The organism is Streptomyces sp. OfavH-34-F, from assembly GCF_022347745.1.
Lineage (GTDB): Bacteria > Actinomycetota > Actinomycetes > Streptomycetales > Streptomycetaceae > Streptomyces.
The window spans coordinates 1-12,911 of the sequence record NZ_JAKRGC010000171.1 but is presented as its reverse complement, the minus strand read 5'-3'; the positions used below and the strand labels follow the sequence as shown (position 1 = coordinate 12,911).

The window sequence follows — 12,911 nt, the reverse complement described above, 5'->3', positions numbered from 1 at the left end:
TGCGCCCACAGGGCCTGCTCGGCGAACGCGTCGCGGCCAGGGCGTGATACGGATGACCACCGCACCCCTCCCGCCCCCCGCCCCGGCCCCGCGCGCCGGGCCCCGCGACCCCTCCAGGAGGTTCCCCGATGACCGACATCATGTGGGACGCCGAGATCTACGAGAAGGCCGCCGACGCCGTACCGCCCGCGTCGGACACCGCGCACCCCCCGCTCGCCGACCCCCGCCAACTCCGCAACGCCCTCGGCAACTTCGCCACCGGCGTCGTGGTCCTCACCTACCGCGTGGGCACCACCCACTACGGCGTCACCGTGAACTCCTTCACCTCGGTCTCCCTGGACCCGCCCCTGGTCCTGGTGTCCATGCAGCGCACCTCACGCGCCCTCAACCACCTGCTGGAACGGCCCTTCGCGGTCAACGTCCTCGGCGACAACCAACTCGACACCGCACTCCACTTCGCGGGCCGGCCCCAGGACCGCCCCATCGACTGGATCACGGACGGCCCCGCACCCCGCATCGGCGGCTCACCCGCCTACTTCCAGTGCACCCCCTGGGCCGCCAACGACGGCGGCGACCACGTCCTGGTACTCGGCCGGGTGACGGCCCACGGCCAGCAGGACGACGCCCGCCCCCTGCTCTTCTACCGCGGCCAGTGGAGCGCGCTGGCCCAGGAAACCGAAGCCGGCACCGAGAACGGCGCCCGGTCCGAAAGGAACCGACCGTGACCAGCCCCACCCCTCCCGCCGACACCACCGCCCTCCTGGCACGACTGGACACCATCCGCCCCCTCCTGCTGAGCGAGGCCCCCGACAGCGAACGGCTGCGCCGCCCCACACCGGCGGTCCAGGACGCCCTGCGCGACAGCGGAATCCTCGAACTGACCGTCCCCGCCGAACTCGGCGGCCTGGACGCCTCCCCCCTCCAGATCCTGGAAGTCATGGAGAAGCTGTCCCACACGGACGCCTCCCTCGGCTGGCTCGTCCGGTCCCTCACGAGCGAGACCGCCACCGCCGCCGCCCACCTGGGCGACGAAGCCGTGGCCGCCCTCTTCGCCGACGGCGCCGAACCCCTCGTCGCGGGCCAGTCCACCTCGTTCACCGGCCGGGCGGTCCGGGTCACCGGCGGCTGCCGGGTCAGCGGCGACTGGCAGTTCGCCCCCGGCGTCTCCATGGCCACCCACCTCAACCTCTCCGCCACGGTCGAGGGCACCGGAGAACGAGTGGTCTGCCTCGTCCCCCGCTCCGCCGTACGGATCAGCGACAACTGGGACATGCTCGGCCTGCGCGCGACCGCGAGCCTCGACTACCGGGCCGAGGACGTATTCGTCGAGGACACCTACATCTACGCCATCGGCCCCGGCCACGCCCGCCGCGGCCGCCCCGAGAACCGGCTCAGCCCCGCCCTCTCCGCCGGCCTCCACCAGGCCGCCTGGTCCCAGGGCGTCGGCCGCCGCATGCTCGACGAACTGCGCGACCTCACCCTCAGCAGGAACCCCGCCCACGAGTCCCCGGTCACCAGCGACGAGTTCTTCGGCGAGTTCGCCCGCCACTTCTCGCACGTCCGCGGCACGATGGCGCTGCTCCGCGACACCTGGCGCGACAACGAGGAGACCCTCTCCACCGGGGCACGCCTCAGCGACGAGCAGGAGACGATGTCCCGCCTCGCGTGCAGCCTCGCCGGCCGCACCGCGGTCGAGATCAGCCAACTCGTCCACCGCTTCGCCGGCGCACGGGTCATGCGGGACGGCGTCCTGCAACGCTTCTTCCGCGACAGCCACGCCGGCAGCCAGCACCGCGGCTCCTCCCACATCGTCACGCAGAAGTGCGGCCGCATGCTGTCCAGCACCCTCCCCGCCGGAGCCCACTGGGGCTTCTTCGACCTGATCGTCCCCGAACGCCCCGCCGCCCACGCCTGAAGCCCCTCCGCGCGACGAGAAGGAGAACAGCATGAAACTGGCAACCCTGCGCACCCCCGGAGGAACGGCAGCGGCCCGCCTGGACGGCGACACGTTCACCGAGATCCCCGGCTGCGCCGACATCGGCGACCTGCTGCGGGACGAGGACTGGCGGCGGCGGGCGGCCGGCGCCGACGGACGCCGCGTCCCGGCCGAGGACGCCGCACTCGACACCCTCGTGCCGAACCCGTCGAAGGTGCTGTGCACCGGTCTCAACTACACGAGCCACATCGAGGAGATGGGCCGGGGCCTCCCCTCCCACCCCACCCTCTTCGCGAAGTTCGCCGACACCCTCACCGGCCCCGCCGACCCCGTGGCCGCCGTGCCGGAGGACCCGGAGATGGACTGGGAGGGAGAACTCGCCGTCGTCGTGGGCCGCACCGCCTACCGGGTGGACGAGGACGAGGCCGCCGAGTGCATCGCCGGATACACGGTCGCCAACGACATCTCCATGCGCGGCTGGCAGAACCGCACCACCGAATGGCTCCAGGGCAAGATCTGGGCCCGCTCCACCCCGGTGGGCCCCGTCCTCACCACACCCGACGCCTTCGACCCCGCCACCGCCACCCTCTCCACCACGGTCAACGGCACGACGGTCCAGGAACACGCGATCGCCGACCTCTTGTTCACCCCCGTCCGGCTGATCTCGTACATCTCCACCATGCTGCCCCTCCGCCCCGGCGACCTCGTCCTCACCGGCACCCCCGGCGGAGTCGGCCGAGCCCGCACCCCCCGCTGGTACCTGAAGCGCGGCGACGTGGTCGAGGTGACCATCGACGGCATCGGCACACTGACCAACCCGATCACCTGACCCACCGCCACCGGGAGCCGGGGCCGGCTCAGCCGTTGTGCCGGAGAGCGCAGTCGTCCACGGCCAGATGCAGAGACCTGAGGGCTTCCAGTTCGCGGGTGGGGAAGGGATGTAGCTGCCACTTCCGGAGATAGCCGTCCTCGCCGTGGGTGTGCCACACCTTCTCGGCGGCCATCAGGACCGCGTGCGCCAGCAAGGCGCGAGGACGTGTCGACGTCCACACCAGGGTGCCCTGCCCGTCCGGCGCGTCATGGCTCGTCAACATGTCCGGGAAGCGCCGGATCGCGATGTGGACGTCGTCGTTTCGACGGCGAAGAATCCAGCGCGCCTCCGCCGGGTCCAGGCCGAACGAGAACCGCCGGGCGTCATGGAGGCCGTAGAGACCCGCCACGCCCTTCAACACGTCGGCGAGCGCGTTCGTACAGTAACTGGCACTGTCCCCGTGGTTCGTCGAGCCGTCCCAGATCCTGTACCTCGCCCAGCCGGAGCCGCTCAGTTCCCAGCTGAAGTGCAAGGATCTCGCCACTGAATCCCCCTGATCGTGTGCGGCCAACGCTACAGCGGAGCTGCGGAAGGCAGCCCTCTCGGGGCCACGAGAGTCCCGCCTGCTCGTCGCCCCGGCCGCCCCCTGCCGGGGATGAACGGGCAGGTTCCGCCGTTACGCGGGGTGCAGCCCGAGCGCGGTGCGGGTTTCGCCCACCAGGCGCAGGGAGCCGAGGACGACGACGAGGCCGCCGGGCCCGGCGTGCTCGGCGGCCCGGCGCAGGGCTGCCGGAGTGTCGTCGGTGGTCAGGCACGGTCCCTGGCGGCCCGGAGCCAGCTGGTGGTGCAGGGCGGCGGGGTCGGCGGCCTGGTGGGAACCGGTGCGCGTGAGGACGAGCGGCCAGTGGGAGGGGAGCGGGGCGAGCATGCCCGACACGTCCTTGTCGTGCATCGCGGCGAAGACCAGGACGGGCGGGCCGGGGAGGTCGCCGGCGCGGGCCTGCCGCAGGATTTCCGGGGCGACGGTGGCGACGCCCTGCGGGTTGGTGGCCCCTTCCAGCAGCACGCGGCCCGTCCAGTGGTCCAGACGGGCCGGGTCGATGAGCTCCAGGCGGCCGGGCCAGCGGGTGGCCGCGAGCCGGGCGCGAAGCAGCTCGCCGTCGGGCTCGCGGATGTGCCCGCGTTCGGCCATCGCGTCCACGGCCGCGACGGCGGTCGCGAGGTTGTGGTGCTGGTGGGCGCCGGACAGCGGGCAGGGGAGGCCGCGGTGAACGGTGCGCGGGGTGGTGACGTCCACCAGTGCCCCCGTGCCGGAGGCCGAGGGGCGGGCGGTGTAGCGGATCTCGTGGTCCATGCGCCACACGGTCAGTCCGGACCGGTCCCGCAGGACCTGCTCGGCGCCTGCGGCGGCCTCGGGGGCCAGCCGTCCGAGGACGACGTGGTCCCCGTTCTGCGCGGCGGCGATCTTGGCCCGGGCGATCTGGTGCAGGGAATCGCCGAGCAGCCGGGTGTGGTCGAGCCCGACGCCGGTGACCACCTTGACGTCCAGGCCGAGTTCCGCGGCTGCGGCCCTGCTGCCGCCGATGCTCGCCTCGGCGACCGCGACGTCCACACCGGCCCGCCGGAAGTGGACGGCCGCGGTGGCCGCGTGGATGCCCTGGGCCAGGACGGGCAGCCCGTGCAGCTCGATCGCGTGCCAGACCTCGGCGAACGCCTCGGCGTACTCCGCCCGCGTGACCGGCACCCCGTCGATCCGGATGCGCTCCCTGGGCTCCTGCAGATGCGGGCTCGGCATGCTGCCCACCCGCGCTCCGGCCGCCGTCACCGCCGCGACGGCGAACGCACACGTCGACCCCTTGCCGTTCGTCCCGACCACCAGCATCCCGCGCAGCGACCGCTCGGGCCGGCCCAGCATCTCCAACAACCGTGGGACGTTCTTCTGACGGACCGTCCGGGTCAGCCTGTGGGGATTCTCGTGCACCGCGGCGAGGAGCTCTGTACAGCGTTGGTAGTCCACTCAACAGATCCTGCCACGCTGAGCAACACCCAACGCACAGTGGGTGATTGGGCTGCCCGAGGGGAGCGCAGCCGTGGCCGCGCCCGGCAGGCAGGCCACCGCGCGGCCCCTAGGGCGGACCCCGGCGTGACCGGGCCCGGGCCCCGCTGACCCGAAGTCACCGGTTCGGGTGACCGCCCGATTGCGAGTACTTCACCTGCGGCGCGCGGGGAACGGCCCGGAAACCGTGGATCGGCCCCGGTCACGTCGTGTTGTGGGACGAGTCGATCGCGACAAGCTCGACCTCGAAGCCGTCGGCGTCCTCCAGGTAGGCGGCATAGTGCTGTGCCCCACCGGCGTGCGGGTGAAGCTCGGGAAACATCAGCCTCCAGCCATGACGGACGGCATCGGCGGCCAGCTCCTCGACGGCGGCGGCATCCTCCACGTGGAAGGCGAGATGGTTCAGCCCGGGACGCCGGCGATCGTACCGGCCGGCACTCATGGCCGGAGACTGTTCGAGGACGAGGTAGGTCGGACCGAGCCGCCAACTGCGCCCGCCTTCCCAGCTCTGGTGCACGGCGTACCCCAGCGCCTGCAAAAGCCGGCCGAGCGAGGCGACAGCCCGCCCGAGATCGGGAACCCAGATCTCGACGTGATGCAGTGTCCCGTGGCCCGGCCGGTTCACGAGACCCCCGGTGGTGACGTCGCTGGACATGGGCATTCCTCCCTGGTCGACGCCGCAAACGCGGCCGTACCCGACGATCATCACAGCGCCCCGCCGGACACCGCCCACCCCGCCCGCGAAAGCGGTCCGGCTGAGCTTCGCACCCTCGATGTCGACGTGCGGCAGCATACGGTCGCTTCAGTGCCTGTCTGGGATTTCCGGGGCGTCGGGAGCAGCTCAAAATGCCTTTGCGTGCCTGTGTTGGTGTGGCACGGTCGCGGGATGAGTTCTGTGCGACGTGATCTGCTGCGCTGGCAGTTTGACCTGACGTGGTCGCTCTTCGAATACCACCTCGAACGGCTGCAGCCGGATGACTTCTTGTGGGAACCGTCGCCCAAGCACAGTTGGACCGTCCGTCAAGCGTCTGATGGAAGCTGGATCCCGGACTGGGCGGAAGAGGAGCCCGACCCGGTGCCTGTTCCGACCATCGGTTGGCTCAGCTGGCATATCGGCTGGTGGTGGGATGCTGCGGTTGAGCACGCGGGTGGCCGCGATCCACGCCCTCGGAGCGAGGTGACGTGGAGCGGTGAACCTCACTCCGTCATCCAGTGGTTGCGGGAGCTTCGGTCGGCGTGGCTGGTCGTGCTGGAAGGCCTCACCGATGCCGATCTTGATGCGCCGGCCCGTTTCCCATGGCAGGGCGATCCGGCGCGCACTGTGGCTGACACAGCGGCCTGGGTGAATGCAGAGCTGATGAAGAACGCGGCAGAGATCGGCCAGCTACGGCTCTTGCGTGCTGCCCGGTCCCAGGACTAGTGCCGCATCAAGCAACGTTCGCCCCTTCATGACGTCATGGACGACGGCGGCGACGGCCAGAGCGAGCGAGCAGGCGATGACGTGCGTGCTGGCGTGGGTCAGGTTGGCCCGCCACCCGGCCGCGCCCTGGTCGGCTTTGTGGCCGGCCTGGTGGTCGGTCTGCAGCGGATAGTCCGCGAGTAAATGGCCGACGTAGAGCAGGACGAAGGCTGGAGCGAGGACATGCTCACCACCGGGGCGTACCTGATCGCCCCGCTCAGCGCGTACGGGGCCGGCGGCCGCGCCTCCTACGAACCCGCCCCAGGCGGCACGGGCGGGCCGTTCTTCTTGGAGGGCGACGTCCCTTGATCGCGCCGGCCAGGCACGGCCGGCGGCAGGGGGCGCATGCGTGCGGACCCGGGCCGTGTACTGGTCCCGAGTCCGCACGCGGTTTCCCGCCGAAGAGCGTTGTTGTTCAGCTGTAGTCGAGGGCGGTGTGCTCTGTGTCGGTGAATTCGACGAGGAGGCCTTCCGCGCGCCGTCCGTTGTCGCGAAAACAGACCTCCTGGAGACCTTCGGCGGGTGACGAAAGGCTGCCCGCGCCCGGTTTCAGCTACACCGCCGCCCCCGGAACGACGGACGACAGCCGCATCAGGTGGATTACCCAGGCCCTCCCGCCCGTTTACACGGCCCGGCTATTCGCCGCGCAGGACGCCGGAGCGGGCGAGCAGGAATTGCAGAACAGCGCACCTGCCTGTCTTGCTGTCAGTCCCCTCGCGGGCGCCAGCTGCGGGCTTGTTTGACCGAGACGGTGCTTGCCCATGCCCACATGAGAACGCCGATGGCCAGAACCGCTACCGCGGCGGAGAGGGTCAACTGGCGTGTGAGGAAGGCGTCGTCGCTCTCGGAGACGGGGTCGGCGAGGCCGGCTGCCACAGCGCTTCCCGCGAGTCCGGCCAGGACGAGCGGCATGAAGACGGTCCAGGCGGCGCTCGTGCGGAAGGCATGGAGTCCGCCTGTGAGTACGGACAGCGGTGCCAGTGCCCGCCCGTGGCGGAGGAACTCTGCCATGGCGCTGATGCCTGCAGCGAGGGTGAGGACTGTGACGCCGAGGAGGCCCAGTAGGGTGCTCCACCGGCCCTGGTCTCGATTGGGGATGCCCGCGGTCAGTTCGTCTTCACCGGGGGCACTGGCTCGTGCACCGCGTGGGAGCACTTGGTGGGCCAGCTTCTTGATAGCGGATGCGGAGATGGTACGTCCGTCGTTGCGGACGAGCACGAAGGCGGATTCCTCCGTCGAGGCGGCTGCACGGTGTGCTAGTGCGGGGCCGCTGGTGCGGTGGATGTCCATTTGCAGTGGCCCGTGTGGTGTCCATCTGACCATTTCTTGCAGCCTGGGGTCCTGGGGCGGCCCACTGAGACGGTCGGTGCGTGCCGGGCACTTCAGGTGGAGGGCTGCCAAGGCGGGGCAGTCTCCGTAGAGGCGCATGGGTCCGTTGCCGTCAGAGCCGTCGACGGGTCCTGCCAGGAGGACGGCTTTGGTGTTGTCAGGGAGGCGGTCCAGGAACGCGGTCATATCCGCGTCCGAGACCTGGCCTCTTACGCCGACGGAAAGTGCGCTGGTACCGATGCGGTCGAGGGTGCGTTGTGCGTCGGTGCTCTGAGCCCCGAACAGTCCTTGCCAGGCGACCGCTTGCATGAGAACGATGAGGCCCACCACGATGCCGGTGACCAGGCGGGCGGTGCTGCCTGGATAGCTGGTGGTGCGGCGCCCGGCCACCAAGGTGCCGGCCAGGCCGTGCGACTGGCCCCAGCGGGTGAGGAGTGGCCCGGCCGCTGCGGTGGCGGTCGCGATCGCAGCGGGCAGGGTCAGCACGGTGCCGGCGATGCCCGCCCATCCGACAAGGGTGCGCTGTCCTGAGTCGGAGCCGACGAAGTCAGGGCCTCGCACCGCGATGAGGAACATCACGGGGAACAGCCCGGCGAATCGGGGCAGCCAGCGCGATGCTGTCGGGCTGTGGGGCCGGGTTCCTGTGCTGCTGCGGCGGGGGGCCAGTTCTGCCACGACAACAACGGTGAGGACCACGGCGAGGGCGGCGACGGGTGTGGGGCCGACGAGCCAGCCGTACTGGCGGAGGTACTCGCTGGACAGGATGTAGTCGGTGAACGGGATACGAAGGTTGGTGAGCATCGCCCAGGCGACGACGGCAGCGCCGAGAAGGGTGCCGAGCAGGGCGGGTTGCGCTGCTTCGCCGATGGCCACCAGGGTGCGGTCCGTGCGCCGGCCGCCGAGTGCGGCAATCAGTGCGGTCCTGCGGTCGCGAGCGTGAGCGCCTGTGCGCACGGCGATGACGAGCAGCGCCAGCGCGGGCAGGCCGAGGAGGCCGGCGACGGCGCTCTGGAACATCCACTCGGCCTTGTCGTCGTCCCGGCCTGATCCGGGTTCTAGGCCAGGGGCGAAGATGCCTTGGGCCGCCGGGCCGAAGCCGGCAAGGACGTTGTTCGGCGATTTGCCGCTGAGGCCGTCGCGTGGCCGGACGTAGGCGAGCCATTCAGTCGGCTCGTCCAGGCCGGAGGGCTGGATGACACCGGCCAGGTCGCCGTAGCGGTGGTCGATGTCCTCGCCTGCCCCCGCTTTTCGCAACTCGGGCGAAAGTACGGCCTCGCCGGGGGCCGGCCAGTGGTCCACGCCGGGTGGCAACGGTGCGTCGCCCTCGTGCGGGGCCAGGAAGACGACGTTGAAGCGTCTCTTATTCTGCAGCGAGTCGGAGCCCACCAGCCAGGTCGTGGATCCCTTGCCAGTCGCGTCTTCCTGTACGACCGGGGTTCGCGCGACCCTGCGCTCTTCCTTCTCCGCGTACACGGCGTGGACCGCTGCCAGGCCGGCCAGCACGACAGATAGCACGGCGGTGGCGAGGAGCAGAGCCACCACACGTATGCCGCCGGCCTCGGCCCGCCGGCCGGCGCCCCGCCCGACCGCCAGAAGCCTGCACGCCAGTTCTGCTGCTCTTGCCGCGGCCATCACGCATCACCACGGGCGGCAGACTCAAGGTTCCCGGCCGACAGTTGAAGCGTCCGATCCGCGCGGGCGGCGATTCCCGGGTCATGGGTGACCACCAACAAGCCGCACGCATACTGCCGAGGCACCTTAAAGAGCAGTTCCGCCGTCCTGTCCCTGGACTCTGCGTCCAGGGCCCCGGTCGGCTCGTCGGCCAGCAGCAATGCCGGCTCGTTGATGAGCGCCCGGGCCACCGCCGTACGCTGCCGTTCCCCGCCCGAAAGCTCCTGACTCGTCGCTGCCAGAGGAACGCCGAGTTCCTCGAGAAGGCGCTGAGCACGCACCCGCGCCTCATTGCCGCGGCCGTTGCGTGCCAGCAAGGCCGCCAGGTACACATTGTCCAGAGGGCTGAGTTCCGGGAGGAGCTCGCCGAACTGAAAGACCATCCCGATCGACCGGGCACGCAAACGAGCCAGCTTCGCCTGCCGTAGGCCGGTTATAGGCGTACCGGCGACTTCCACTGTGCCGCTGTCAGGCTTGACCAGACCCAGTACGCAGGACAGCAGCGTGCTTTTCCCGGAACCGCTCGGTCCTGTTATCGCGACCGACTCTCCTGCCCGCAGTAACAGGGAAAGGCCGTCGAACAGGGTCCGTCCGCCGATCCCGTAACCAAGGTTGGAGATCTCCAGTACGGGCCGTGCTTCTGCCACGTTGCCCTGCGCCATGCCCACTTGTCCTGCCCTCATTACGTTTTCTACCGGCACGCATAATGCGGTGGGGTGCACCTCCCGGGGGCACCCCACCGCCACACGATTTCTAGCGTCCGTCGCCCGGCTGGTCGGTGGTACCGCACCGGTCGGGCTTGTTGTTGAGGTTCACACAGGCCTGCACCTTCGTCACGTAGTTGATCTTGTCGGCCGCCGAGTCCAGCGTGGAGCCCACGCCGCCCTCATTGTTCATCCGGAAGCCCGTGTTGTAGCGGCGGTCGTAATTGACGTAGACCTCGTCCCCGTCTTCCACCTTGTCCTTGACCGATACAACGGCGTTACCGAGATACTTGCCGTCCTTCTCCCTGTCGCTCCACGCCGACGCGCCTGTGGTGGCCGAGTACAGGTTCTCCCCGGCGTCTGCGAAGGCCGGCGCGATCCCGGAAAGCGCTGCCACGGCCGCACCCCCCACCAAGACCTTACCGACAGTGCTGCTCAGAGACATGATTCCTCCCCTATTCTTCTCATTCCTGGCGTCGGCCGCCCCGATGGCGCCTCACTCGTTGCGACCGGCCAGCCACGTTGCCATTACATTCACCTGCCCTCAACCTTTTTCACTCTTTTCACCGGAAGCACACTGTCCACTTCAACCACTCGCCGCACATGGCACCGGAGGAGAATGACGGAATCGGGAACATTTCGACACTATGGCGCGCGCATTACACACTCTCTGCAACCCCGCCAGTTCCTGTTATCTAGATCACGCACTTTTTCAGACGTCTCGCGGCGTGAAACAACCCGTACACCTGGAACCTGTCGTTTATCCATAGGTGCAAGACTCAGGGAGTGAATCTTCGCGAGCCGCACCATCCCCACCGAATAATTCTGTGCACACATTCAGACAGCGGCTGAAAATCGCTCTTCAGTTGGCTGTTGCATCAAGTTCTTTCCCACGCGGACCTGGACACGTTCACCACCGACCAGCACGCCCTCGCCCGCGCCATGCGCACCCGGGGACTACTCGGGCGGGCCTGGCCGTGAGCGGGTCGGCCGGACGCTGCCCGTTCGCGGCGGCTGTACGCCGCAGCTGGCCGCCGCTCCGGAGGGCTCCGGAGTCCAGATACCCGGGGCCGCAGCGGACGCCGACATCGGTTCCGACTTCGCCAAGACCCCTCAGCAGAGAAGTAGCCGGCGTGCGCAGGACCCTTGTCCGAGCCCCTGAACTGCACTTTCGCAAGGATCGGCCTTCTTCACGTGGGCCGTGCTGGCCGGTCGCGCTCTGTCGCAGTGCCTGTCGGTACGCCAGGCTGAGGTAGTCCGGAGGTCAACGGGAGGGAATGGCATGGCGTACGAGGACCGCACCTACCACGGCGTCCAGCAGGGTCCGGAGAGCGAGGGAGAGCGGCATCCCGCCCGGCTCCTGGTCGAGGTGCCTGAGTTCGGGCCGACCGAGCGACAGTACGGGATCACGGTTCTCCGCGAGCTGGCCGAGCCGGAGGGCGGCGGCTTCGGCTGGGGCTACAACGGCGGCGGCACGAGCGCGGCGGGCCCGCACGACGGCCTTCGGCCAGGGGCCGGTCCAGGATGCTGTGGGTTCCGATGCGGTGCCACACGACGTGGTGGAGCCCTTCTCTGAACTACGCGTACAACGGCAGTGCGAAGGGAGGGTGAGGGCTTCCTTCAACGCCGCTGTACCGTCGTTGGGTAGAAGATCACTGGCAGGGGGCGGGATGAGTCAGCTTGAGTTCAGCTGGGAACTCAGTGGTAGTGGTTGGGCGACCTACCGCATCGCGGACGGTGTGTTGGAGCGGAAGGACTTCGTGAGCTACTGCACGGACGCCCTTGCGGACGTGCTCCACGGTGTCGTCGGGCTCTACGGTCGCACCTCCGTCCAGCGTTTCTCTTTCGATCTTGAGCCAGCTGAGGTGAGGTGGGTTCTCCGCCGCGAAGGCTCAGAAGTTCATGTCGCGATCTACCGGTTTCCCGACATGTCCACGAGCTTCGACGCGCCGGATCAGGCAGGCGCACTCTCGTGGTCCTCCACTCAGCCCCTTAGCCTCCTTGGGCACGTCGTCTTGGAGGCTGCTCAATCGGTGGTCCGGCTTCATGGGGAGGACGGCTACAGGGCGAAGTGGGTTCAGCACCCGTTCCCCGTTGCTGCGCTGCAAGACCTCCGTCGGCTGCACTTGCAGCACGACAGATGCGAGCGCCAGCACGGCGGGCTGTCCGCCTAGATCACGGTCAGACGCAAGCTTCTCTGAACTGAGGGTTGGTCGAGAGCGGCTGTGGAAGCCGGGGCCCCGTGCCCTCGGCCGTTACCTGGTGGCTTCGCTGGTGCGCGCGGTGAGCTTGGCGAGGCTGGGTAGGCCCAGGAAGACGGGGGATTGCTTCCTCTCTTGCTGGGCTTCGATCTGGGCGATCTTGTCTTCGGCGGCGGCGAGGCTGGTGGATAGTCCTTCGACTTTGCCGAGTCATCCTTCGCGTTCGGCTTCGGCGATCCTGTCTTTGAGGTTGTCGCGGATCTCCTCCAGGCGGGGCTTCTCGTCCGCGGCGACGATTAAGACCGGGCAGCGGACGCAGGCGTGTTCGTGGATGCAGTCGGTTCCGTAGGCCCGCCCGCACTCGCCCAGCGCCAGCTTCCTCCGCTCGAAGTGGGACAGGAACTCCTGCCATTCATCGACGACGGCGTCGCCCTGACCAGCGAGCTGTCCCGGTGGCCCGGCGGCCGCGCCCTGTACGACCCGCAGCCCGGCGAACCCCGCACGTCCGGCCCCGGCGTCAGCTGCCGCTTCTACTACTCCGGCGACACGCCTTGACCCGGGCCGCCGGCCCCGGCGCTCGGCCTGCCCTCGGTCAGCTGGGCGGCGGTGTTCTCGATCCACAGCAGCGTCCACTCGACTCCGGCCCGCCACCCGGGCTCCGCGCTGTCGTAACGGCCTTCGGCGTCGGTGCGGATGTTGGCGGCGAGGGCGCGCAGGTCCTTCTGCAGTCCCTTCCGCTTGGCC

15 protein-coding genes and 1 pseudogene are annotated in these 12,911 nt (G+C 69.3%); 9 read left to right on the top strand and 7 right to left on the bottom strand.

Features of this window, described 5'->3' with window-relative positions:
• The first annotated feature begins 128 nt into the window (after positions 1 to 128).
• Genes MHW47_RS22485 through MHW47_RS22475 form a run of 3 tightly spaced genes read left to right on the top strand, consistent with a single transcriptional unit; the run spans position 129 to position 2,765 of the window.
• Entirely contained in the window at positions 129 to 725 is a 597-nt protein-coding gene (locus MHW47_RS22485) for a flavin reductase family protein (RefSeq protein ID WP_239225596.1), read from the top strand.
• The gene (locus tag MHW47_RS22480) at positions 722 to 1,915 is read left to right on the top strand and encodes an acyl-CoA dehydrogenase family protein (protein WP_239225595.1); all 1,194 of its coding nucleotides are present in this window, start codon (positions 722 to 724) and stop codon (positions 1,913 to 1,915) included. The genes MHW47_RS22485 and MHW47_RS22480 overlap by 4 nt, the downstream gene beginning before the upstream one ends.
• A 31-nt stretch (positions 1,916 to 1,946) precedes the next feature.
• Positions 1,947 to 2,765 (top strand): fumarylacetoacetate hydrolase family protein, encoded by an 819-nt coding sequence (locus MHW47_RS22475; protein ID WP_239225594.1) that lies wholly within the window; start codon positions 1,947 to 1,949, stop codon positions 2,763 to 2,765.
• 28 nt (positions 2,766 to 2,793) lie between these two features.
• Here the strand turns inward: MHW47_RS22475 and MHW47_RS22470 are convergent, their stop codons facing one another.
• The 3 genes from MHW47_RS22470 to MHW47_RS22460 form a co-directional block, all read right to left on the bottom strand.
• Positions 2,794 to 3,291: a hypothetical protein gene (locus MHW47_RS22470; RefSeq protein ID WP_239225593.1), complete on the bottom strand. Its 498-nt coding sequence runs from the start codon at positions 3,289 to 3,291 to the stop codon at positions 2,794 to 2,796.
• 132 nt (positions 3,292 to 3,423) lie between these two features.
• On the bottom strand, positions 3,424 to 4,671 hold the full coding sequence (locus tag MHW47_RS22465; protein ID WP_275449522.1) for a folylpolyglutamate synthase/dihydrofolate synthase family protein: 1,248 nt from the start codon (positions 4,669 to 4,671) through the stop codon (positions 3,424 to 3,426).
• A 334-nt stretch (positions 4,672 to 5,005) separates the two neighbouring features.
• Complete coding sequence (locus MHW47_RS22460; RefSeq protein ID WP_239225597.1) at positions 5,006 to 5,458, bottom strand: VOC family protein; 453 nt, start codon at positions 5,456 to 5,458, stop codon at positions 5,006 to 5,008.
• Between the two features lie 231 nt (positions 5,459 to 5,689).
• Here MHW47_RS22460 and MHW47_RS22455 point away from each other — a divergent pair, with 231 nt between their 5' ends.
• From MHW47_RS22455 to MHW47_RS22435, 3 genes and pseudogenes are all read left to right on the top strand, one after another.
• Complete coding sequence (locus MHW47_RS22455) at positions 5,690 to 6,223, top strand: DinB family protein (protein ID WP_239225592.1); 534 nt, start codon at positions 5,690 to 5,692, stop codon at positions 6,221 to 6,223.
• A gap of 183 nt (positions 6,224 to 6,406) precedes the next feature.
• Positions 6,407 to 6,571, top strand: a complete 165-nt coding sequence (locus MHW47_RS22445) for a hypothetical protein (RefSeq protein ID WP_239225599.1) — start codon at positions 6,407 to 6,409, stop codon at positions 6,569 to 6,571.
• A gap of 239 nt (positions 6,572 to 6,810) precedes the next feature.
• Positions 6,811 to 6,951, top strand: a pseudogene (locus tag MHW47_RS22435) (XRE family transcriptional regulator); the annotation flags it as partial.
• A 16-nt stretch (positions 6,952 to 6,967) separates the two neighbouring features.
• On the opposite strand, the gene MHW47_RS22430 reads toward MHW47_RS22435, so the two are convergent.
• The 3 genes from MHW47_RS22430 to MHW47_RS22420 all read right to left on the bottom strand — a co-directional run bounded on the left by MHW47_RS22430 (position 6,968) and on the right by MHW47_RS22420 (position 10,411).
• A complete protein-coding gene (locus tag MHW47_RS22430) occupies positions 6,968 to 9,130 on the bottom strand; it encodes an ABC transporter permease (protein ID WP_239225591.1) in 2,163 nt (720 codons plus the stop codon).
• A 92-nt stretch (positions 9,131 to 9,222) separates the two neighbouring features.
• Positions 9,223 to 9,924: an ABC transporter ATP-binding protein gene (locus tag MHW47_RS22425; protein WP_239225590.1), complete on the bottom strand. Its 702-nt coding sequence runs from the start codon at positions 9,922 to 9,924 to the stop codon at positions 9,223 to 9,225.
• Positions 9,925 to 10,015: 91 nt separating this feature from the next.
• A complete protein-coding gene (locus MHW47_RS22420; protein ID WP_239225589.1) occupies positions 10,016 to 10,411 on the bottom strand; it encodes a hypothetical protein in 396 nt (131 codons plus the stop codon).
• Between the two features lie 837 nt (positions 10,412 to 11,248).
• Between MHW47_RS22420 and MHW47_RS22415 the strand changes: the two genes are divergently transcribed.
• The 3 genes from MHW47_RS22415 (at position 11,249) to MHW47_RS22405 (ending at position 12,722) form a co-directional block, all read left to right on the top strand.
• Entirely contained in the window at positions 11,249 to 11,542 is a 294-nt protein-coding gene (locus tag MHW47_RS22415; RefSeq protein ID WP_239225588.1) for a hypothetical protein, read from the top strand.
• A 94-nt stretch (positions 11,543 to 11,636) separates the two neighbouring features.
• Positions 11,637 to 12,140 (top strand): hypothetical protein, encoded by a 504-nt coding sequence (locus MHW47_RS22410; RefSeq protein WP_239225587.1) that lies wholly within the window; start codon positions 11,637 to 11,639, stop codon positions 12,138 to 12,140.
• A 354-nt stretch (positions 12,141 to 12,494) separates the two neighbouring features.
• On the top strand, positions 12,495 to 12,722 hold the full coding sequence (locus MHW47_RS22405; protein WP_239225586.1) for a hypothetical protein: 228 nt from the start codon (positions 12,495 to 12,497) through the stop codon (positions 12,720 to 12,722).
• On the opposite strand, the gene MHW47_RS22400 is transcribed toward MHW47_RS22405, so the two are convergent.
• A partial coding sequence (locus MHW47_RS22400; protein WP_239225585.1) for a hypothetical protein occupies positions 12,701 to 12,911 on the bottom strand: 211 nt, incomplete at its 5' end. The genes MHW47_RS22405 and MHW47_RS22400 overlap by 22 nt on opposite strands.

What these genes read in the sequence shown, in the direction of transcription:
- MHW47_RS22485 (WP_239225596.1), top strand. Translation starts at nt 129, where the DNA reads ATGACCGACATCATGTGGGACGCCGAGATCTACGAGAAGGCCGCCGAC.
- MHW47_RS22475 (WP_239225594.1), top strand. Translation starts at nt 1,947, where the DNA reads ATGAAACTGGCAACCCTGCGCACCCCCGGAGGAACGGCAGCGGCCCGC.
- MHW47_RS22460 (WP_239225597.1), bottom strand. Translation starts at nt 5,458, where the DNA reads ATGTCCAGCGACGTCACCACCGGGGGTCTCGTGAACCGGCCGGGCCAC.
- MHW47_RS22455 (WP_239225592.1), top strand. Translation starts at nt 5,690, where the DNA reads ATGAGTTCTGTGCGACGTGATCTGCTGCGCTGGCAGTTTGACCTGACG.
- MHW47_RS22445 (WP_239225599.1), top strand. Translation starts at nt 6,407, where the DNA reads ATGGCCGACGTAGAGCAGGACGAAGGCTGGAGCGAGGACATGCTCACC.
- MHW47_RS22425 (WP_239225590.1), bottom strand. Translation starts at nt 9,924, where the DNA reads ATGGCGCAGGGCAACGTGGCAGAAGCACGGCCCGTACTGGAGATCTCC.
- MHW47_RS22420 (WP_239225589.1), bottom strand. Translation starts at nt 10,411, where the DNA reads ATGTCTCTGAGCAGCACTGTCGGTAAGGTCTTGGTGGGGGGTGCGGCC.
- MHW47_RS22415 (WP_239225588.1), top strand. Translation starts at nt 11,249, where the DNA reads ATGGCGTACGAGGACCGCACCTACCACGGCGTCCAGCAGGGTCCGGAG.
- MHW47_RS22410 (WP_239225587.1), top strand. Translation starts at nt 11,637, where the DNA reads ATGAGTCAGCTTGAGTTCAGCTGGGAACTCAGTGGTAGTGGTTGGGCG.